The sequence below is a fragment of the Ruegeria sp. YTSA168 genome (assembly GCF_059610045.1).
The window spans coordinates 57534-78885 of sequence record NZ_JBXWMW010000012.1 but is presented as its reverse complement, the minus strand read 5'-3'; the positions used below and the strand labels follow the sequence as shown (position 1 = coordinate 78885).

At 57.3% G+C, this 21352-nt stretch carries 21 protein-coding genes; 12 read left to right on the top strand and 9 right to left on the bottom strand.

Annotation, left to right across the window (positions count from 1 at the left end):
- Positions 1-8 precede the first annotated feature (8 nt).
- The 3 genes from AC2FFE_RS17510 to rpsO all read left to right on the top strand — a co-directional run bounded on the left by AC2FFE_RS17510 (position 9) and on the right by rpsO (position 2040).
- On the top strand, positions 9-512 hold the full coding sequence (locus AC2FFE_RS17510; protein ID WP_496847241.1) for a DUF1643 domain-containing protein: 504 nt from the start codon (positions 9-11) through the stop codon (positions 510-512).
- Positions 513-607: 95 nt separating this feature from the next.
- Positions 608-1627 (top strand): calcium-binding protein, encoded by a 1020-nt coding sequence (locus AC2FFE_RS17505; protein ID WP_496847240.1) that lies wholly within the window; start codon positions 608-610, stop codon positions 1625-1627.
- 143 nt (positions 1628-1770) lie between these two features.
- Positions 1771-2040, top strand: a complete 270-nt coding sequence (gene rpsO / locus AC2FFE_RS17500; RefSeq protein ID WP_170428415.1) for a 30S ribosomal protein S15 — start codon at positions 1771-1773, stop codon at positions 2038-2040.
- A gap of 66 nt (positions 2041-2106) precedes the next feature.
- On the opposite strand, the gene AC2FFE_RS17495 is transcribed toward rpsO, so the two are convergent.
- The 3 genes from AC2FFE_RS17495 to AC2FFE_RS17485 form a co-directional block, all read right to left on the bottom strand.
- Entirely contained in the window at positions 2107-3009 is a 903-nt protein-coding gene (locus AC2FFE_RS17495) for a hypothetical protein (protein ID WP_496847239.1), read from the bottom strand.
- Between the two features lie 138 nt (positions 3010-3147).
- The gene (locus tag AC2FFE_RS17490) at positions 3148-4749 is read right to left on the bottom strand and encodes a BCCT family transporter (protein WP_480826303.1); all 1602 of its coding nucleotides are present in this window, start codon (positions 4747-4749) and stop codon (positions 3148-3150) included.
- A 187-nt stretch (positions 4750-4936) separates the two neighbouring features.
- Positions 4937-5701, bottom strand: a complete 765-nt coding sequence (locus AC2FFE_RS17485; RefSeq protein WP_496847238.1) for a DUF3299 domain-containing protein — start codon at positions 5699-5701, stop codon at positions 4937-4939.
- Between the two features lie 281 nt (positions 5702-5982).
- Here AC2FFE_RS17485 and pnp point away from each other — a divergent pair, with 281 nt between their 5' ends.
- The 5 genes from pnp (at position 5983) to AC2FFE_RS17460 (ending at position 11530) form a co-directional block, all read left to right on the top strand.
- Positions 5983-8130 carry a polyribonucleotide nucleotidyltransferase gene (gene pnp / locus AC2FFE_RS17480; protein WP_496847237.1) on the top strand — a complete coding sequence of 716 codons (2148 nt, stop codon included), beginning with the start codon at positions 5983-5985 and terminating at the stop codon, positions 8128-8130.
- Positions 8131-8359: 229 nt separating this feature from the next.
- On the top strand, positions 8360-8725 hold the full coding sequence (locus tag AC2FFE_RS17475) for a MerR family transcriptional regulator (RefSeq protein WP_496820606.1): 366 nt from the start codon (positions 8360-8362) through the stop codon (positions 8723-8725).
- Positions 8722-9432, top strand: a complete 711-nt coding sequence (locus tag AC2FFE_RS17470; protein WP_496847236.1) for a transporter substrate-binding domain-containing protein — start codon at positions 8722-8724, stop codon at positions 9430-9432. Before AC2FFE_RS17475 ends, AC2FFE_RS17470 begins: the two co-directional genes overlap by 4 nt.
- 215 nt (positions 9433-9647) lie before the next feature.
- A complete protein-coding gene (locus AC2FFE_RS17465) occupies positions 9648-10652 on the top strand; it encodes a Hint domain-containing protein (protein WP_496847235.1) in 1005 nt (334 codons plus the stop codon).
- Between the two features lie 188 nt (positions 10653-10840).
- On the top strand, positions 10841-11530 hold the full coding sequence (locus AC2FFE_RS17460) for an outer membrane protein (RefSeq protein WP_496820602.1): 690 nt from the start codon (positions 10841-10843) through the stop codon (positions 11528-11530).
- A gap of 167 nt (positions 11531-11697) precedes the next feature.
- On the opposite strand, the gene AC2FFE_RS17455 is transcribed toward AC2FFE_RS17460, so the two are convergent.
- Positions 11698-12348, bottom strand: coding sequence for a peroxiredoxin (locus AC2FFE_RS17455; RefSeq protein ID WP_496820601.1), 651 nt, complete (start codon positions 12346-12348; stop codon positions 11698-11700).
- Positions 12349-12560: 212 nt separating this feature from the next.
- Here AC2FFE_RS17455 and AC2FFE_RS17450 point away from each other — a divergent pair, with 212 nt between their 5' ends.
- Positions 12561-14000: an aldehyde dehydrogenase family protein gene (locus tag AC2FFE_RS17450; RefSeq protein ID WP_496847234.1), complete on the top strand. Its 1440-nt coding sequence runs from the start codon at positions 12561-12563 to the stop codon at positions 13998-14000.
- 58 nt (positions 14001-14058) lie between these two features.
- On the opposite strand, the gene AC2FFE_RS17445 is transcribed toward AC2FFE_RS17450, so the two are convergent.
- Together AC2FFE_RS17445 and AC2FFE_RS17440 are read right to left on the bottom strand one after the other, a co-directional pair.
- Entirely contained in the window at positions 14059-14493 is a 435-nt protein-coding gene (locus AC2FFE_RS17445; protein ID WP_496847233.1) for a glyoxalase superfamily protein, read from the bottom strand.
- Positions 14494-14670: 177 nt separating this feature from the next.
- Complete coding sequence (locus AC2FFE_RS17440) at positions 14671-15513, bottom strand: bifunctional helix-turn-helix domain-containing protein/methylated-DNA--[protein]-cysteine S-methyltransferase (RefSeq protein ID WP_496820598.1); 843 nt, start codon at positions 15511-15513, stop codon at positions 14671-14673.
- Between the two features lie 128 nt (positions 15514-15641).
- Here AC2FFE_RS17440 and nth point away from each other — a divergent pair, with 128 nt between their 5' ends.
- Positions 15642-16286 (top strand): endonuclease III, encoded by a 645-nt coding sequence (nth, locus tag AC2FFE_RS17435; protein ID WP_496820597.1) that lies wholly within the window; start codon positions 15642-15644, stop codon positions 16284-16286.
- A complete protein-coding gene (locus AC2FFE_RS17430; protein WP_496847232.1) occupies positions 16283-17272 on the top strand; it encodes an adenosine kinase in 990 nt (329 codons plus the stop codon). Before nth ends, AC2FFE_RS17430 begins: the two co-directional genes overlap by 4 nt.
- A 52-nt stretch (positions 17273-17324) precedes the next feature.
- Here AC2FFE_RS17430 and trhA read toward each other — a convergent pair whose 3' ends face one another.
- Positions 17325-17972 (bottom strand): PAQR family membrane homeostasis protein TrhA, encoded by a 648-nt coding sequence (trhA, locus tag AC2FFE_RS17425; RefSeq protein ID WP_496847231.1) that lies wholly within the window; start codon positions 17970-17972, stop codon positions 17325-17327.
- Positions 17973-18062: 90 nt separating this feature from the next.
- Positions 18063-18548 (bottom strand): RNA pyrophosphohydrolase, encoded by a 486-nt coding sequence (locus tag AC2FFE_RS17420; RefSeq protein WP_496820593.1) that lies wholly within the window; start codon positions 18546-18548, stop codon positions 18063-18065.
- A gap of 136 nt (positions 18549-18684) precedes the next feature.
- Here AC2FFE_RS17420 and AC2FFE_RS17415 point away from each other — a divergent pair, with 136 nt between their 5' ends.
- Complete coding sequence (locus tag AC2FFE_RS17415; RefSeq protein ID WP_496820592.1) at positions 18685-20712, top strand: 2,4-dienoyl-CoA reductase FMN-binding domain-containing protein; 2028 nt, start codon at positions 18685-18687, stop codon at positions 20710-20712.
- A 6-nt stretch (positions 20713-20718) separates the two neighbouring features.
- Here the strand turns inward: AC2FFE_RS17415 and AC2FFE_RS17410 are convergent, their stop codons facing one another.
- Positions 20719-21327: a LysE family translocator gene (locus tag AC2FFE_RS17410; RefSeq protein ID WP_496820591.1), complete on the bottom strand. Its 609-nt coding sequence runs from the start codon at positions 21325-21327 to the stop codon at positions 20719-20721.
- Between the last annotated feature and the right edge of the window lie 25 nt (positions 21328-21352).

Below are 21352 nucleotides of genomic sequence, written 5' to 3'. Positions count from 1 at the left end.
CGAAGGGCATGATCACCCGAACCCATACCAAGGGCGACGCGCCCTCGACCGCCATCTATTCCGATTGCGAAAAATACCGCTATAGCCTGACCCGCATCTGGGACCCGACCGGGCGCAAGGCGCTGTTTGTGATGCTGAATCCTTCGACTGCGACCGAAGTACAGAATGACCCAACGGTCGAGCGCTGTGAACGCCGGGCGCGGGCCCTGGGGTTCGGCGCGTTTCAGGTGACCAACATCTTTGCCTGGCGCGATACTGACCCGCGCAAGATGCGCGCGGCTGCCGATCCGGTGGGGTCCGCGAATGACGCAGCCATTCTGGACGGGGTTACCTGGGCCGATCAAGTCGTGGCCGCCTGGGGTACCCACGGCGCGCATCTGGATCGTGGCCCGGCGGTTGAAGCGCTGCTGCGGAGCACCGGCCAGCCTTTGTTCCATCTGGGCCTGACGAAAGACAGGCACCCCAAGCATCCGCTCTACATCGCTTACACCCAACAACCCGAAGCCTGGTGACAAAGGGTTAACCACACCTCCAGCTTGGCTTTGACCAACCAACAGGTCGGATGGGATAGTTCACCCTCGGAGCAGTTTGCTTTCGGAGGGTTCCCATGTTTCTGGCCGGACTACTTGGATTGGCAGCCGTCGGCGGCGCGGCGTATGCGATGAGCGATGTCCTGACCTCGGAAGACGACGAGCGGGACGAAGACGAACCGCAGGACAACATTGCCGACGAAATCCCGGAAGGAGAGTTTCTGGAGGTCGGCGAAAATGTCGATCCGCCCGCGACAGACGACATCCCCGACATTTCAACCGGCACGGTGATTTCCGAACATCTGGGCGATCTGGTGATCGCAGGAACAGACGGTGTGGATGAGATCACCGGGCAGGAGGGGAACGACCAGATTAACGGCTATGGCGGTGATGACCTGATCAATGGCGGATGTGGCGATGACGTTATACATGGCGGCGACGGGCAGGACGTGATGTCCGGCGGTCATGGGCAGGATACGCTGCACGGCGAAGACGGTGACGACCTGCTGTTCGGCAATCAGGGCGACGACTTACTTGCGGGTCATTTCGGTGACGATGAACTGGACGGGGGCGCAGGCGACGATACGCTCTATGGTGGTCAGGGTGATGACTCTCTGGCGGGCGACAAAGGAGATGACGCGCTGCATGGCGGATATGGCGATGACAGGCTGACCGGAGGTGCGGGCCAGGACACGCTGTTCGGGGGCGATGGCGATGATCTGCTGCTTGGCGGCGACGACGAAGGGTTTGACCAGACCGACTTTCTGAACGGGGGCGACGGGGACGATACTATCGTGGCCCATACATCAGATGTGGCCAACGGGGGCAACGGGGCCGATGACATCGTCCTGAGTTCGGAAGCCGAAGATGTGACCATCATGGGCTTTGAACCGGGTGAGGACAAATTGTTTATCACTTGGGAAGACCAAACCAATCCCGACATTCAGATCGAACCGGATGAGGACAACCCCAACCTAACCCGCATCGTGGTCGACGGAGAGGAGGTTGCCCAGGTCTTTGGCGCAGACGGTATCAGCCATGACGATATTCAACTGATCACCGAGGCCGAGCTGGCCCAATATGGATCGATGGGTTAGGCCCTCAGAATCCCTTTGCCATTCCCTGCAAAAGCGCCTATACGCGCCCATCCGTATCGGAATCGGTGCGGATTTCTCCATGGGCCTGAGCTGGACGACATCCCGGCCTGCGCCATTAACTCTAACCTTTAAAGGAGACCCCGATGTCGATTACTGCCGCTGAAAAAACACGCGTCATGAAAGAATTCGCAACCAAGGACGGCGACACCGGTTCGCCAGAAGTCCAGGTTGCCATCCTGACCTCGCGCATCAACACCCTGACAGAGCACTTCAAGACCCACAAGAAAGACAACCATGGTCGTCGCGGTCTGCTGAAAATGGTCGCCCAGCGCCGTAAGCTGCTGGACTACCTGAAGGGCAAAGAAGAAGCGCGTTACCAGGACCTGATCAAAAAGCTGGGCATCCGCCGCTAAGGTTGGATCTCACCGCTTGCAGATTTCAAACGCCCGCCACTTTGGCGGGCGTTCTTGGTTTCCGGCCTAGATCGCCTGCCACTTTTTGTAGGTATCAACCGCCAGCGCGGTATCGATTACGAACATCGCCACCGCAGCGACCATCGCGACCATCGACAGCCAGAACGATCCGCTGGCCGAAGCCAAAGCCAGTGTCATGCCGCCCACGCAGGTGGCAATCGCGGCCGCCTTTTCCAGACCGCTCATATCGGTCAGAACGATACCTGCCAGCTTGGTGAAGCCGACCGATGCTTTGGCCACGCCCAGCATGGCCTTCATCTTGGCGACATCACCGCCTGCTTTGCCAGCCTTTGCGATGGCACCTGCATGGCGGGCAATCGGTTTGCTACATTTGACAGCGATACCGGCACCTGCCTTTGTCACGGTTTTGCTGCCTAGCGCTTGATAGACCCCCAAGGCGGCCATCGCCATGGTGATGATATCGGCAAAAGCCTTTGCTGCCGCGCCGATAAACGTATTCAATGCAGCCTTTTTCTTCTGGCTTTTGCTGGACCCAAGAGGCGCGCCCAGCAGTGGCGTATTGCCTTGCATCAGGATTAGACTGTCCGCCGTTTCTTCAATCGAGAAAGGCGCATCATCGATCGGGACAGTCGCGGCATCAGCTTCGGAGATCGGGTCCGGCGACAGGAAACGCGCCTTAATCTGTACCTGCTGTTCTTCGGGAAGCGACCGGATATCGGCCCCCTCTTCAGAGTTATAAAGCTCTTGCCACGCGCTTTCCATGATCGCGGCAACATCCGCGTCACTTGGCTCGGCGGTTGGCGCGGCGGTCATCAGCGGCATTTCAGTAGTTTCGTCTATATCAATATCCTCGACCGCATCTTCGGGAAGATTGTCGAGCATATCGACAAATGATTCATCGAACACATCGGGATTGAATGAAATGCCTGAGGCGGAATGAAGCTGCATGAGAAAACCTTTGCTAAACTATGAAACAACAACGCGGGTAGAATAGACGGGTTTTGGATTTTCTCTGTGGTCAACCTCACACATAAAAAACGCCCGCCAAATAGGCGGACGTTTCATTTTCTCATGGCTTAAGGCGTTTTACATCTTCGCCTTTTCTGATTTCAGTGCCAGCCACAGGCAGTAGCACATGATCAAAACCACCAGCGTGAACGGTATGCCCGTAGACACCGCGGCACCCTGCAGGGCAGATAATCCGCCACCCAGCAACAGCGCGATGGCGACCAGACCTTCGAGCGTGCACCAGAAGACCCGCTGGATCACCGGCGCGTCCATCTTGCCACCTGCGGTGATCGTATCGATCACCAGCGAGCCCGAGTCCGACGAGGTGACAAAGAACACTACGATCAGGACCAACGCGATGGGCGCGACGATCCCGTAAAGCGGCAGCTCTTTCAGGAAGCCGAACAAGGCACCTTCGGGCGCATAGCTGTCAATCACCGTGGCACGCACGCCTTCGGCTCCGCCCGCGTTCAGCATGTCGATGGCGGCGCCGCCAAAGGTTGACATCCACAGCGCGCAGACCGCTGTCGGAGCCAGTAGCGCGCACAGGATAAACTCACGCACCGTGCGACCCTTTGAGATGCGGGCGATGAACATGCCCACAAAGGGTGACCACGCGATCCACCAGGCCCAGTAAAAGGTTGTCCAGCCATGGAAATAGCTGGTGTCTTCGCGCCCGAACGGATTGGATAAGGCCGGAAGGTGGTAGACATAGTCGACCATGACGTTGAAATATCGCGCGATGGCAGTGCCGACGCCGGTCACGACGATCACAAAGATGAACAAGCCGACGGCCATGATCATGTTGATCTCGCTCAGCCGTTTGACACCTGCATCCATGCCCATCAAGACCGACCCCAAAGCGATCAGCGTGATCCCGATGATCAACAGAACAGTCACGGTCGGGCTGGGTTCGATACCAAACACCTCGTTCAGTCCAGCCGCAACCTGTTGTGCGCCCAGACCCAGCGAGGTTGTCAGACCGAACAATGTGGCAAATACCGCCAGCGTGTCGATAAGGTGGCCCCACCAGCCCCAAACGCGCTCGCCTAGGATCGGGTAGAAAGCCGACCGCAGGGTCAGCGGCAGGTCCAGATTATAGGCAAAGATCGCAAGGCTCAGACCAACAGCTGCGTACACCGCCCAGCCTTCTAGACCCCAATGGTGGATCGTCCCCACAATACCGGCGTATTCATTGCCCGGAACCGCGATGTCGATACCCAATGGCACAGCGTTTCCGCCTTCGGCAAAGTTGTAATAGACCGGTTCCATCACACCAAAGAACAAGAGACCGATGCCAATACCGGCCGCGAACATCATCGCAATCCATCCGGCATAGGAATAGTCAGGTTTGGCATCCTTGCCCCCGATCCGCACCTTGCCAACCGGCAGGACGATCAGAACAAGGCAGAACAGGGTGATTGCATCCACTGAAAGCACCAAAAACCAGTCAAACGTGCTGGTCAGCCAGGGCCGCAGCCAACCGAAGAATGTAGCAGCGGATTCCTGATTGGCCAAAGCGATCAGAACGAACGCAAAGATCAGGATACTTGAGATCAAAAAGACCGGGTTGTGGATGTCCAGACCGAAGGGTCGGACATTATCCTGCCCCAGCTCGTATTCGGTCTCAAAATCATAGATCCGTGGATCCGGATCCAGCATTTTCTTGGTTTGTGCCATTCGACTTACCCTCAGTTTGCTAGGTGCAAACGCCAAGGTCTTCGGTCGGAGGCGGCATCTGTTTTGTGTTACCTTGGCGCGTTACCGTCCTCACGACCATAGGTCTTGTAGTCCAAGCCTACACTGTCACTAAATTTACACAAAACTATTCTGCTTTTCGAATGTATCTTTCGCCTCATCGCACTGGCTAAGGGGCATCGGCAGCGTCACTGGATTTGTGCCGAAGCGCTGCGCGCAGACGATCATGCAGCGTCAGGAATTCATTAAACTGTTCCTCACCACCGTCCAGAATGTCGGCCTCTTGCACCTGCATGGTGAAGGTTGCGCGCATCGGGACCGGACCGTCGATGACAAACATCTCATACTCGGTTGGTGCAATCGCCAGACGACCGGTCAGACGCACATGCTCATAATAGCTGTCCGGGGCCCAATGATCTGATAGCAGGAGGCGGATCATCTGATTGGGCGGTGGGGGCGGCAGATGACTGCACATACCAGGCTGTGGCACCAGATAGGCAATGGCACGCCCCTGTTCATCGGGCGCTGCGGGGATGACATAACCAGCGATCGAAACGATCTGATCGTCGATCGCGGGATTGCCTGTGTTATTGGCAGTCTCACGCCGCTGGATCACCGCCTCGCGCTGAGACATAAGCCAATCGATATCGATTTGGTCGACCGCGAGAGCTTCTTCGGTTTCATCCAACATCTCTTGCCAATTCCGCCGTTCTTCCACGCTGCCGACATCCTGTTGCAATCGCCCACGCAATCGAAGCGCAAACCTGATATCATCGGCCTGCTCGTCATTCAGATCACGAAACGGATCCTCGAAAACCTGCACGGCCGGATCCGGCAAGGCGGACCACTCAACAGGTTGGATAGACGCTGCCTGTGATGGCGCACCTAAAAGGGCCAGTATGAGGACGGTCAGAAACCGCTGACAAAAGGTCATGGTATCCCCAGATATCGGAGTTAATCACTATGTAATCAATTCCTCGCCCCTTGCCACGGGTGTTCATCCGGGCAACCAATGCATGCGGGATGGCGGCCCACCGCCGCATTGTGCGGTTTCGCTTCCCTTCGGCCCCATTCTCCTGTATGCGCGCGCTATCTGAGACGTTGTGCCCTGACCCCGGCACTCGAATGGAAGATAAAGTGGGGTCGGCGGCAATGGGGCCGCCATGCAAACCGGAGACCCGCAGGGGCGGGAGTGCTCCGTTCTAGGATACGCATATGTTTGATGTAACGAAGAAATCAATGCAGTGGGGCGAAGAGACGCTCACACTGGAAACCGGCAAGGTTGCCCGTCAGGCCGACGGCAGCGTGATTGCCACGCTGGGTGAGACCAGCGTCATGGCAAACGTGACCTTTGCGCGGGCGCAAAAACCCGGTCAGGACTTTTTCCCGCTGACCGTGCACTACCAAGAGAAATATTACGCCGCCGGTAAGGTTCCAGGTGGCTTCTTCAAGCGCGAGGCGCGCCCGACCGAGAAAGAGACACTGACCGCGCGTCTGATCGACCGTCCGATCCGCCCGCTGTTCGTTGACGGCTTCAAGAACGAAGTTCTGGTGATGTGCACCGTGCTGTCCCACGACCTGGTCAACGACCCCGACATCGTTGCAATGATCGCTGCATCCGCTGCCCTGACCATTTCCGGCGCGCCGTTCCGTGGCCCGATCGCTGGTGCCCGTGTTGGGTTTGAGGATGGCGAATACGTCCTGAACCCGACCGTCGACGACATGCAGGACCTGCGCCTGAACCCCGAACAGCGTCTGGATCTGGTTGTCGCTGGCACCAAAGACGCCGTGATGATGGTTGAATCGGAAGCCTACGAGTTGTCCGAGGCGGAAATGCTGGGCGCCGTGAACTTTGCTCATGAGCAGATCCAGCCGGTGATCGACCTGATCATTTCGCTGGCCGAAGAAGCCGCAAAAGAGCCGTTTGACTTCCAGGCGCCGGATTACTCTGAGCTGTCCGCTGCCGTTAAGGCCGCCGGTGAAGAGCAGATGCGTGCCGCCTTCGCGATCACCGACAAGCAAGAGCGCACCGCCGCTGTTGCCGCAGCACGTGAAGCGATCAAAGAAGCCCTGACCGAGGAACAGCTGGAAGACAGCAACCTCGGGTCGGCGATGAAGAAGTTGGAAGCCGGCATTCTTCGCGGCGATGTCGTCAAAGGCGGCAAGCGGATCGACGGTCGTTCGACCACCGATATCCGTTCGATCGTTGCAGAAACCTCAATGCTGCCGCGTACACACGGTTCTGCCCTGTTCACCCGTGGCGAAACGCAGGCGCTAGCCGTGACCACGCTGGGCACCGGTGACGATGAGCAGTTCATCGACGCGCTGCACGGAAACTTCAAATCAAACTTCCTGCTGCACTACAACTTCCCTCCCTATTCGGTTGGAGAAGTTGGCCGCGTAGGTGGACCTGGCCGTCGTGAGATCGGCCACGGCAAGCTGGCATGGCGTGCCCTGCAAGCGGTTCTGCCTGCGGCGACCGACTTTCCCTACACGATCCGTATCGTGTCTGAGATCACCGAATCCAACGGCTCCAGCTCGATGGCGTCGGTCTGCGGTGGTTCGCTGTCGATGATGGATGCTGGCGTTCCGCTGAAAGCACCGGTTGCTGGTGTAGCTATGGGCCTGATACTGGAAGATGACGGCAACTATGCCATCCTGTCCGACATTCTGGGTGACGAAGACCACCTAGGCGACATGGACTTCAAGGTGGCTGGTACCGAAAACGGCATCACCTCGTTGCAGATGGACATCAAGGTTGCTGGCATCACGCCCGAGATCATGGAGAAAGCCCTGGCGCAAGCCAAGGACGGCCGGATGCACATTCTGGGTGAGATGGGCAAAGCCCTGTCCGAGACCAACGAATTCTCGGTCCACGCGCCGCGCATCGAGACCATGAACATCCCCACCGACAAGATCCGCGAAGTGATCGGCTCGGGCGGTAAGGTCATCCGCGAGATCGTCGAGGTTTCGGGTGCCAAGGTCGACATCAACGACGATGGCGTCATCAAGATCGCCTCGCCCGATGGTGAATCGATCCAGAAGGCCTATGACATGATCTATTCGATCGTGGCTGAGCCGGAAGAAGGTCAGATCTACACTGGTAAAGTGGTCAAGATCGTCGACTTCGGTGCCTTCGTGAACTTCTTTGGCAAGCGCGACGGTCTCGTGCACGTGTCCCAGATCGAAAACCGCCGCCTGAACCATCCGTCGGATGTTCTGAAGGAAGGTCAGGACGTAAAGGTCAAGCTGCTGGGCTTTGATGACCGCGGCAAGGTCCGCCTGTCGATGAAAGTAGTCGATCAGGAAACCGGCGAAGAGATCGTTCCCGAGAAGAAAGAAAAGAAAGAAGACGCAGAATAAACTGCCCTTCTTTCCCACATCAAAGGCCCCGGTTTCGACCGGGGCCTTTTTGTATGGTCGCTTGTGGTAGCGCGCTTCCCTACAGGTGCTCAGTTCATTCCCGATGTCGGCTACGAGCCCACTTTGCTTGATGCTTGCACGACGCACGAAGGTCAGCTTTCTCCAAAATCGCCATTGACTTAGAGTTACTCTAACTCGGTATCTAGAGGTCAGAGGAACACTTGCAAAGATGAGAATTGCTGAGGCGGCGGAAGCCTGTGGGCTGTCTGCACATACGATAAGATTTTACGAGAAGTCGGGAATGCTGCCGGAGATCGAGCGTGGTCCCGATGGCCAACGTCGGTTCACGCCTCGTTTGATCGAATGGCTGAATCTGCTGTACTGGCTGCGCGAAACCGGCATGCCCTTAAAGCAAATGCGCCGGTTCACGACGCTTGCCAAAGCAGGCGTTGCCGGTATCGAAGAACGTCGCCAGATCCTTTTGGATCATGCGGCAACGCTGAAGGCTAAACGCGCAACGCTCGAAAAATGCGAGAGCATCCTTGCCATCAAGATCGCCAGCTACGGCGAGGACACGTCAGAGGATGACCCATGAAGTTTGCCTACCTTATCGAACCGCCGTTCAATTACATCGATGCGACAGGCCGTGTCACTGGCTGCGATGTGGAACTTGCACGATATGTATTGGCAGAGCTTGGTATTGCAGATTTTGAGCCGGTAGAGACGGAATTTGCTGAACTACTGCCCGGTGTCGGCGATGGCCGATGGCGCATGACGACCGGTCTTTTTGGAACAGATGAGCGCAAGAAGAACGCATTGTTCAGTCGACCGATCTGGGCATTGCCGGACGGGCTCTTGGTGGCAAGCGGGAATAAGAAGGGTTTGAGCGGCTATCAATCCGTCGCCGAAAATTCTGACATCCGATTAGCTGTAATCCGCGATCAGTTTCAGCATCGCTCGGCGGCTGAATTTGGCGTCAGTGTAGACCGCATCATGATTTTCGAAACGTACACCGAAGCCGCACGAGCTGTTCGCGAAGGTACTGCCGACGCCTATGCGAGCGTTGGTCGAGCGCATAGCGGCTTCATCGAGCAGAACCCGTCATGGGGGCTGGAACTGGTCCTAGTGCCAGATTCAGAAAAGCCTCCCGCGTTCGGATCATTCGCGTTTGGTTTGAGCGACACAGACCTGATGAAAGAAGTCGATGCAGTTCTTTCGCGGTTTCTTGGGACCGATGCTCATCGGGAAATGGTCGCTTCGTTCGGTTTTTCGACTGCCGAAGTTGATATGGTAGCTACCTGACACATCGAAAGCAGACTCTGGCCGTGGGTTGCGCAAAGTCGGTTTCGTCCCGCATCGCTACAATCGACCGCCCACTGAATGGCACGGTATTTCTCGCGCAGCTCCGCCCATGACACGACTGCACCTTGGATTGGTAAATCAATTGTTAACTCTTATTGCGTGTATTTGCTCAAGCTTAAGATTTATTTTGTCGTTTCTAAGGGTGCCTTTCGACCGTGGCCTCAGTTACCGTATTCGAAATCAGCGCGGATCCGTTCAGCAATCGTAGCGTCGACATCACGCAGGCGTATTCAGTTGAGATCATCGACAATGATGCATTTCTCCAAGATCCTGATCCCGACAGTGCGCAGCTTGATCTCGCATCTCTGCCTGGATTTTCAGGCTCATCCCAGAATTTCAGCACGTTTGAAAGCTATACAGGTACCGTCAACGGAGCCCCTGTTCGATTTACCCTGATCCAGTTCAGCAATCCACGCTACATCATTGTCACCTCAGGTCAGGCTGCGCTGGGGGACACGATCTCGGATACGGGCTTTGCCGGAACCGCGCAGCCCGCAGCGTATCAAACCCTGCCTTCCTTCGTATGTTTCACATCCGGCTCGCTGATCCTGACACCCCGCGGCCTGCGCAAGGTTGAAAACCTCCAGCCCGGCGATCCGACCTGTGTTGCCCAAGGTGAAACCCGTATCATCCGCTGGATTGGGCGACGTCGCCTAAGCCGCCGCGATTTGCAGGCCAACCCCCATTTGTGCCCGGTTCGGATCAAGACAAACAGCTTTGGCCCCGGTTGCCCCTGCAGCGATTTGCTGGTCTCTCCACAACACCGGATCGCCGTTGCGTCCCCCGTGATGGAGCTGACGCATTGCGAACCACTTATGCTGGCCCCGGCCAAAGGGATGATCAACCAGAAAACCATCCTTCAAGAGACACCGGAAAACGGTGTTGAGTACATTCACATCCTGTTCGACAAGCATGAGTTGGTGAATGTCGAAGGTGTCTGGTCGGAATCCTTCTTTCCAGGGGACACCACCATTGACGCTCTGACCCCAGCCACACGTCGAGAGTTGTTCGAACTTTTCCCGAGCCTGGTAAAAGGTACGAGGGGTTACGGATCAACTGTTCTCCCTGTGTTGAAACCTTACGAGGTGCGGGCTCTGCAATCTGTCCTGACCACTCCGCAATGGGATGATCATCGCCCCGCCAATGAGAAAGCAGCGTAGCCCGAAACAAAGAGCTTGCCGATTTCGCAACCAACGCGCACGACCCGTGAGAACAGCTTGGAGCAGAGATTTATTCTCTCACAGGCGCATAAATTAGAGTGATCCAATGTGAAGGCCCGCTGCCTTTTTATCTCCGCCACCGCACTCATATTGCCGCCAGAAGCCAATCGGAACAAAGGACAACGATTATGGTCATTCGCGGTATCCTGGCATCGGCAACGCTGGCCCTTGTCGCAACTCATGCCTCAGCTCAAAATCTGAGTGAAGGTACATATATACAAGGGTTTCTGGGCTATAGTCAGCTTCAGGACAGTGACTTCTCCGGCACGGTCGGAGGCACAACACAGTCTGTCGATACCGATTTCGATGCAGGATATGGCATTGGTATCGCGATCGGAAAAGAAATTCCGCAATGGTCAAATGACCGGATCGGCACTCGCCTGGAGCTGGAACTGTCCTATCGCGACAATGATGTCGATGGCGTAAACTTCTCGGGCAACGGGCCAGCGCTAGAAGGCAATATCTCGGGCGATATCGCGCAAACCTCTTTGTTTGCCAATGTTCTGTTTGATTTCAAACAGTCCGGTAAGGTTACCCCGTTTGCTGGTTTTGGTCTGGGCGCTACCTATTCTGACATCGACTTTGCCTACGGCCCAGGCGTTGCGCTTGATGACAGTGACACCAATTTTGCTGCGCAGTTGATCGCGGGTGTGGCTTATGAAATCAACTCAGACACTGCCTTCACGGTTGATGCCCGCTATTCACGCGCTTTCGATGTGTCATCGGATCGCTCGACCCCCAATGGCGCGCTGACCGGCACGGTCGAAGATGATCTGGAAACGTTCAGTGTGAATTTCGGGCTGCGCTACAGCTTCTGATCTGCGAAAGCTCCTCGGTCAGACGGCCCCCGTGTCAGTTGCATGGGGGCAGCATGTATCCCCAAAAGTCCGGCCCCACGTGCTTCATCTGGCCATAAATATCCTCGGGGGGAGGCGCGCCAACAGGCGCGGCGGGGGGCAGACAGCCCCCCTGACCCGGTCCCGCCTTACGACGGGGCCTTGGTCTTACGCAGATAGGGAAAAATCGTTTCAAACTCACCAAATTTCGCCTTGGCATCTTCGTTTGAAACACTCGGCGGGATGATCACATCCTCGCCCGGAACCCAGTTCGCAGGTGTCGCAACACCCTTGGACGACATCTGCAACCCGTCCAGCGCCCGCAGGATTTCGGCAAAGTTCCGACCCACGGTCATCGGGTAGGTCATCGACAGTTTCAACTGCTTGTCGGGACCGATGATAAAGACGGACCGCACGGTTGCGCTGTCGGCCGGGGTGCGGCCATCGGGCAGGTAGGCTTCGGCGGGCAGCATGTCAAAGGCTTTGGACACAGCCAAACCATCATCCGCAATGATCGGAAAGCCGGGATTGGCCTTACCGTATTCCTCGATGTCCTTCTTCCACTTCTTGTGGTCCTCAACCCCATCGACTGAAACGCCAATCACCTTGGTGTTGCGTGCAGCCCATTCGTCGTTCAATTGAGCAACAGCTGAGAACTCGGTCGTGCAAACCGGGGTAAAGTCCTTGGGATGCGAAAACAGGATCGCCCAGCTGTCACCAATCCAATCGTGAAACTGAATGGTGCCTTGATCTGTTTCTGCGGTAAAATTCGGGACCGTGTCGTTGATGCGCAAACCCATGGGGCATCTCCTTCTTTGGTTGCTGACCGAGTCGATTGCTGTGAACCTAACCACTTTGTGCCAGAGTTAAACCTTTCGCAAATCCGGCTTTGTTTTTTTCTGAAAACACATCCGTAAGAAATTTGATCAAATTCCCCTCTTGTCGCGCGCCAGGGTCAATGACAGTGTGTGCGCAACCCCAGTTTCGGACATCACGACCAGGAGAATTCGCCATGATCGAAAAGCGTAATTTCTATATCAATGGTCAATGGACCACCCCGTCCCAGGCCCATGATTTTGAGGTGATCAACCCATCAACCGAAGACCCTTGTGCAATGATTTCACTGGGGTCAGAGGCAGACACAGATGCCGCCGTGGCAGCAGCCAAATCCGCGCTGCCCGGCTGGATGGCCACGCCGGTTGAACAGCGCATCGCGCTGGTCGAAAAACTGATCGAGATTTACCAGACCCGCAGCGAAGATCTGGCCCAAGCCATGTCACTTGAGATGGGCGCGCCCATCGATATGGCCCGCACGCAGCAGGCTGGCGCCGGAACATGGCATCTGCAAAACTTCATCAAAGCCGCCAAGGCGTTTTCGTTTGAACGGCCCTTGGGTGATCACGCACCAAATGACCGCATCATCTATGAAGCGGTTGGCGTCGCCGCCCTGATCACCCCCTGGAACTGGCCGATGAACCAGATCACGCTCAAGGTGGGTGCGGCTGCAATTGCGGGATGCACCATGGTTTTGAAACCATCGGAACAAAGCCCGCTGAACGCGATGATCTTTGCCGAGATGATGGATGAAGCAGGTTTCCCGCCCGGCGTGTTCAACCTTGTGAACGGCGACGGGGTCGGGGTTGGTTCGCAACTGTCGGCACATCCGGACGTGGATATGGTCAGCTTTACAGGTTCCACTCGCGCCGGGACGGCCATTTCCAAGAATGCAGCGGATACCCTGAAGAAGGTGCATCTGGAACTTGGCGGCAAGGGCGCCAATGTGGTCTTCGCTGATGCGGATGAGAAAGCCGTCAAGCGCGGTGTGCTGCATATGATGAACAACACGGGCCAAAGCTGTAACGCCCCCAGTCGGATGCTGGTGCAGCGCCCGATCTATGATCAGGCCGTTGAAACCGCGGCCGAAGTGGCCAATTCCGTTTCAGTCGCCAGCGCAGCGGAGGAAGGCCGTCATATCGGACCCGTGGTGAACGAACTTCAGTGGACCAAGATTCAGGACCTGATCCAAAAAGGCATCGATGAAGGTGCCCGCCTTGTCGCCGGTGGTACCGGGCGACCCGACGGGCTGAACAAGGGCTACTATGTCCGCCCCACGGTCTTTGCCGACGCCAATAACCAGATGACCATCGCGCGCGAGGAAATCTTTGGCCCGGTTCTGACCATGATCCCTTTTGATACTGAAGAAGAGGCCATCGAGATCGCCAATGACACGCCCTATGGTCTGACCAACTATGTCCAGACGCAGGACGTTGCACGCGCCAACCGCATGGCGCGGGTGTTGCGGTCGGGCATGGTTGAGATGAACGGCAAATCGCGCAGCGCAGGCTCTCCGTTCGGGGGTATGAAGCAATCCGGAAACGGGCGCGAAGGCGGCATCTGGGGTTTGGAAGATTTCCTGGAAGTCAAAGCTGTTGGCGGCTGGGCTGCCGAGTAACTCAGCGCGTATCTAGCTATGAAAAGGCGAGGCGCATCCTTTGCCTCGCCGCGTTTTTTCAGGCCGGTTGAACCACAAGCTGAGGCTCGCCATCCGAGGTGCACCGGGTGGATCGGCCATCCCAACCGATCACGCCTGTAACGCGCTGCCGGATCGCCGAAAAACTGTCGAACCGCACCACATCCACGGGCGTGTCAAAATGCAGGGTCAAACGGCGTTTCGCGCCATCACCCAGAACGGTCAATCCGCGAATTACGGCCGTGAAGGGCTGACCCAGATATCGGCCCTGTACCCGGTCACCCACGCTGAGATGCATCCGGTTTCCCGCGATTGCCGTCAGCGTGTTCCAATCCCGTACACCGTGCTGCCGGGCCAGAAGCTCCAGCGCCGCGCTGTGCGAAACAACTACCCCGGTGGTTTTCAAAGCCTCCCGCAGGCGTTTCGCTTGTGATTTTAGCTCCATCACCGGAGCGATTGAGTCAGATCGTGTCATCATGTGCCTCGTTTTCTGCAACGGGCGCGAAGTCAGAACGGGGTTCGCATTTCCATCCACGCGCCAGAAAAGGGCAACAGATGTTCATTCAACCGGGTTTCACCAAAGCCAAAGGCTGCGAACGGCAGGAGACCCGAACCTGCCGCGCCTTTTGGCGATATCTGTATGGCTTGTCAATCAGGCGTCTGCTTGCGCCGCCTCGTAGGCCAGCATCGCCCGCTTGACCGGCAGACCCCAGTGATACCCACCAAGGCCACCCGATTTGCGCAGCGCACGGTGGCATGGGATCAGCCAACTGACGGGATTACGGCCAACGGCGGTACCTACCGCGCGAACAGCCTGAGGGGACCCCACGCGCTGCGCGATCTCGGAATAGGTGGTGACCTGACCCGAGGGGATATGCATCAGCGCTTCCCACACTTTGATCTGCAAGGGTGAACCGATCAGGTGCAAAGGCGTCTCGGACCGGTCAGACCCAAATGAGGCTTCGACCCATGGGCGCAACTTTTCTGTGTCCTCGACATAACTGGCCTTGGGCCAGCGCGCGGTCATATCCTTCATCGCGGCCTCTTCACCTGTTTCAGCTCCGAAGGCCATACCACAGATGCCTTTGTCCGTACCCATAACAAGGGCCGGACCAAAGGGGCATTCGAACCAGCCCCAATAGATCGTCAGATCCGCACCTTTGCGCGCATATTCACCGGGGCTCATCGATTCCCATTTCAGGAACAGATCATGCAGGCGCCCACTGCCGGACAGGCCGACATTATGTGCGGTTTCGAGCGTCGTAAACCGTTCACGCAGCAACGCCTTGGCATGGCCCAGCGTCAGATATTGCTGATAGCGCTTCGGCGATACCCCGGTCCAGCGCGAGAACAGGCGCTGGAAGTGGGCCGGGCTCATATCCATCTGACGGGCCAAATCTTCAAGACTCAACAACTCACCACCCTGATCAATCAGGTCAATAGCGCGGCGCATAACGTTGTAATGGTATCCGGTCTCGGGGGTCTGGACGTTCATGGCGGTCACCTCATTCGTTGTGCTGACCATATCGCGCGCGCCCGTTGCGTGCGACCCGGAACATGCGCAATGACCGCGCAAAACCTTTTGGCTTGTCTAGTCCAGACCAAGGCGGCATTAAGGCCCGGATGGCCAAGCAACTCGATTATCATACGATCCGAGAGATCTTTACGCGTTTTCAGGCAGCCGACCCCGAACCCAAGGGTGAGTTGGAGCATGTGAACGTCTATACGCTGGTCGTGGCAGTGGCGCTTTCGGCGCAGGCGACCGATGCGGGCGTCAACAAGGCCACGCGCGAATTGTTCAAGATCGCCGACACCCCGCAAAAGATGCTGGATTTGGGCGAAGAGGGCCTGATCGAACATATCAAGACCATCGGCCTGTTCCGTCAGAAAGCCAAAAATGTCATCAAGCTGAGCCGCATTCTGGTCGATGACTACGACGGTGAGGTTCCCAATTCCCGCGCCGCACTGCAATCGCTGCCCGGTGTGGGGCGCAAGACAGCCAATGTGGTTCTGAACATGTGGTGGCGGCAACCCGCACAAGCGGTGGACACCCACATCTTTCGCGTCGGCAACCGAACCGGCATCTGCCCCGGCAAAGATGTCGACGCGGTCGAACGCGCCGTCGAAGACAACATTCCAGCTGACTTTCAACTCCACGCGCATCACTGGCTGATCTTGCACGGTCGCTATCACTGTAAAGCGCGCAAACCCATGTGCGGAACCTGTATCATCCGCGATCTCTGCGAATTTGAGGACAAGAACCTATGAAGACCTACCAACTGACCGGCATCGGAAATGCCGTTGTGGACGTCATTTCCCAAGCCGATGACAGTTTCCTGGAACTGATGGGCATCGAAAAAGGCATCATGCAACTGATCGAGCAGGAGCGCGGCGAAGTGCTCTATGCCTCGATGGAGGGTCGGGTGCAGACGCCGGGCGGCTCGGTCGCGAACACCATTGCGGGCGCGGGTGCGCTGGGTCTGGATGCCGCCTTTATTGGCCGCGTGCATGATGACGCACTGGGTCGTTTTTATGCCGATACGATGAACGAAGACGGCGTGGATTTCGTCAACCCGCCTGTACCGGGTGGCGAGCTGCCGACCTCACGCTCGATGATCTTCGTCTCGCCCGATGGTGAGCGGTCGATGAACACCTATCTGGGGATTTCCTCGGAACTGTCGTCTCAGGACGTGTCGGACGAGGTCGCGGGCAACAGTCAGATCATGTTCCTTGAGGGGTATCTGTTCGACAAGGAAAAGGGCAAGGCGGCATTTCTTGAAGCCGCACGTGCCTGCCACAAAGGTGGCGGCAAAGCAGGGATCGCAATCTCTGACCCGTTCTGCGTGGAACGTCATCGGGTCGATTTCCTGCTGCTGATCGAGAATGAGCTAGACTTCGTGATAGGCAATGAGGCCGAGATCAAATCCCTGTTCGAAACCGACGATCTGGAGGAGGCGCTGGCCAAAACAGCCGGTATTTGCCCGCTGGTCGTGTGTACACGGTCGGGCGACGGCGTGACCGTGCTGCATAATGGTCAGCGCGTGAATGTGCCCGTCGAAAAGGTGGTTCCGGTGGATGCAACCGGTGCAGGCGATCAGTTCGCCGCCGGGTTTCTGTTTGGCATGGCCACGGGCCGGGATTTTGAGACATGTGCCAAGATCGGCAATGTCTGCGCCCGCGAAGTGATCAGCCATATCGGCCCGCGCCCTGAGGCAAACATGGTTGAACTGCTGAAAGGCGAAGGGCTGCTTTAGCCGGGTCTTCTGGTTGAATTCAGAAAGGCCGGGGTGCACGCTCCGGCCTTTTTCATTTGTCCGAGAACAGCGCGAGCCAAATTCCGGCGAACATGAATACCCCGCCGAGATTCACACAGACATGCCAGATCGCATAACGAAACGGCATGGTTTTTTGCGCGTAGAAAACCGTTCCGATAACATAACTGGCGGCCCCGGCGACGATGCACCACAGGGTCGCCATCGGTACAGTCGTCATATCGGGCATCGCGCTTAACCCGATGGCCCCAAGCCCCAGATAAGAGGCGGTCGACCATTTGGATTTGATGGTTTCGTTGGCGATCTTGTTCCAGACAGCCACGATGGTCAGACCCCAGCAGACCCAAAGCAAGGTCATGGTCCACGTCGTGCCCGCCTGAACGAAGAAGGGCGTAAACGTTCCGCAGATACTGGGGTAGATTGCTGCATGATCGATCCGGCGCAACACCATGCGACGATCATGCCAGGGGGCGAAGTGATAGGCCCAGGACGCCAGGTTCGAAGTCAACGCGCACAGAACATAGACCACAACCGCAAGAAACAAAGCCGTCTCAAGTCGGGCATAGGCATTGATCAAAAGAACGCTGCCTGCTGACAGGATCAACAGCAACCCGACCGCATGAACGGCCATGTCTGCACTACGGTGTGCCTGAGAGGTGCTTGGATAGGTCGTATACGTCATGAGAAATCCGGAAATGTCATCTCGGCGCTAACCACCAGCCTGGGAAATGTCCAATCTTCCCCGACGTTAGACGCCGCGCAAACGGTGCCTTCAGGACAGATGCGCTTTGAACGCGCTCAGAACCTGTTCGTAAACATCACGTTTGAATGGCACGATCTCGTTCACCAGTTGGTTCGGCTCTTGCCATTTCCACTGGGTGAATTCGGGATGATCCGTGGCGATATTGATCTGATCGTCAGTCCCCTTGAAATGCAGCAGGAACCACTTCTGCTCTTGCCCGCGATAGCGGCCTTTCCAGATGTTCGGAACGATGTCATGCGGCAGATCATATGGCAGCCAGCCGTCGGTTTCGGCGATGATCTCGACCAGATCAGCGGTCACCCCGGTTTCTTCCCAAAGCTCTCGCAAGGCCGCATCGCGCGGGTCTTCGCCCTTGTCCACCCCACCCTGCGGCATCTGCCATGCGTCTTGTGGGCCGTCGTTTCGCATACCCACAAAGATCTTGCCCTCGGCATTCATCAGCATCAGCCCGACGCAGGGGCGATAGGGCAGTTTGGCAATCTCTTCAGGGGTCATATGCGGCCTCGTCACTTGTGAGGCCAACCTCTAACAAGGGTGAAAGCGCACGCAAAGGGGGTGACGTTAGGTTTTGCGTGACAAAGGTGACGTGCAGGTCAATTTAGACCACAACTTCGGGAGGGAGAGTTTCGCCATGACTGCGTACCCAAACATGCTGGCCCCGCTGGATCTGGGCTTTACCACGCTGAAGAACCGCGTGCTGATGGGCTCGATGCATACCGGACTGGAAGAAACCGGTGACTGGAATCGGGTGGCCGAGTTCTATGCCGCCCGCGCGCGTGGTGGCGTGGCGCTGATGGTCACGGGCGGCATCGGGCCGAACCTCGAAGGCTCGGTCCTGCCCGGAGCCGCGATGATGACCAGCGACAAGGATGTGGCCAACCATTCCATCGCCACCGACCGGGTGCATCAGGCGGGCGGCAAGATCGCCATGCAGATCCTGCATGCGGGCCGCTATGCCTATGGGCCGAAATGCGTGGCGCCCAGCCCGATCAAGTCTCCGATCTCACCCTTTCCGCCGACCGAGCTGGACGAGGACGGCATCGAGAAGCAGATAGGCGACATCGTCAACGCCGCCGTGCTGGCGCAAAAGGCGGGCTATGACGGGGTCGAGATCATGGGGTCCGAGGGGTATTTCCTGAACCAGTTTCTGGTGACGCACACCAATAAGCGCGAGGATCGCTGGGGCGGGTCCTATGAAAACCGCATGCGCCTGCCGATTGAGGTGGTGCGCCGAACGCGCGAAGCTGTAGGCACGGATTTCATCATCATCTATCGCTTGTCGATGATCGACCTGGTGCCCAATGGCTCGACTCATGACGAGGTCGTGCAACTGGCGCAAGAGATCGAAAAGGCTGGGGCCACAATCATCAACACCGGCATCGGCTGGCATGAGGCGCGCATTCCAACCATTGCAACCAGCGTTCCACGTGCGGCTTTTGCTTGGGTGACCAAGAAACTGATGGGCAAGGTAACGATCCCGGTCATTACCTCGAACCGGATCAACACGCCCGAAGTGGCCGAAGAGGTGCTGGCCACCGGCTGTGCCGACATGGTGTCGCTGGCCCGGCCAATGCTGGCGGATGCGGATTTTGTGAACAAGGCTATCGCGGGGCAGTCGGCGCAAATCGCGCCCTGCATTGCCTGCAATCAGGCCTGTCTGGATCACACATTCAGCGGCAAGCTGACCTCGTGTCTGGTCAACCCGCGCGCATGCCACGAAACCGAATTGGTGATCGAGAAAGCCGACGCACCGAAATCCGTAGCCATCGTAGGCGCGGGCCCCGCAGGCCTGTCCACTGCGATGACTGCGGCCCAGCGCGGCCACAGCGTCACCCTGTTCGACCGCGCGCCCGAGGTCGGCGGGCAACTAAACATGGCCAAGCAGGTTCCGGGGAAAGAGGAGTTCTGGGGCCTTGTCGATTGGTACCGCACCATGATGGACGATCTGGACGTAAACGTGGAACTGAACCGCGAGGTCGGTGTGGATGACCTGATCGGCTTTGATGAGGTGGTCATCGCCACCGGCGTCATCCCCCGTGATCCGGAAATCCCCGGTCAGGATCGGGACAACGTGCTCAGCTATATCGACGTTCTACGCAACAAGGCTGATGTCGGGAGATCAGCGGCTGTGATCGGCGCGGGAGGCATCGGGTTTGACGTCTCTGAATTCCTTCTGGAAGACGGGCACAGCGCCACCACCGATCTGCCGCTATGGATGAAGGAATGGGGCGTGACGGACCCTGCCGAACACCGCTCGGGCCTTGCACCCGAAGGGCCGCAGCCCGAAGCGCCTGCGCGTCAGATCACCCTGCTTCAGCGCAAGAAACAGGCACATGGCAAAGGCTTGGGTAAAACAACCGGCTGGATTCACCGCGCGACGCTGAAGATGAAGGACGTCAATTTTGTTGGCGGCGTGAATTACGAGCGGATCGACGAAGATGGCCTGCACGTCAGCTTTGGCGAAGAGCGCGCCGATCCTACGGTGATTGCGGCGGACACGATTGTCCTGTGCGCAGGTCAGGTCTCGGACCGCAGCCTCGCCGATGCACTGATTGATCGCGGGATCACCCCGCATGTGATCGGCGGCGCCGATGTGGCGGCCGAACTGGATGCCAAACGGGCGATCAACCAGGGGACAAGGTTGGCGGCAGCGCTTTAGGCGCTGTCAGTCAGATAGGGCCAGCTTGACCCCAAGCGCACCAAAGGTTGTGGCAAAGCAGCGTTTGATCCACGCCATGACCGATGGTCGGTGGACTATATAGTCACGCGCAAACGCAGCGCATGCGCCATACACAACAAAGACAATAAACGTCATCACCATAAAGATGGCGGCAAGCTGAATCAGTGCCACACCCGCATGGGCTGTGTCAGTTGGTAGGAACTGAGGCAGGAAAGCTAGAAAGAACAGCGAAAGCTTAGGATTCAACACATTGATCAAAGTGCCGGTCACGGCAATCTTAAGGTAGCTCCGGGCAGACTTATCGGCATTCACTTCCATCGCACCGCCATCGCGGAGAATTCCCCAGGCCATATAGAACAGGTACAACACGCCAAGGTATTTGAGCACCTGAAAGGCCAAAGCGCTTGTATGCAAGAGTGCCGCCAGACCAACGATGCTTGCCAAAGCCGCTGGAAGGATACCAACAGTACACCCAACCGCTGCCGCGACGCTGGCGCGGAACCCACGCCCGAGGCCAATCGCCAACGTGTAGATCACACCCGTACCCGGCAATAGCACAACGATCAAAGACGTGAATAGAAACTCAAGCGACATGGTCCCCTCCGACTTGTCCGCGCAG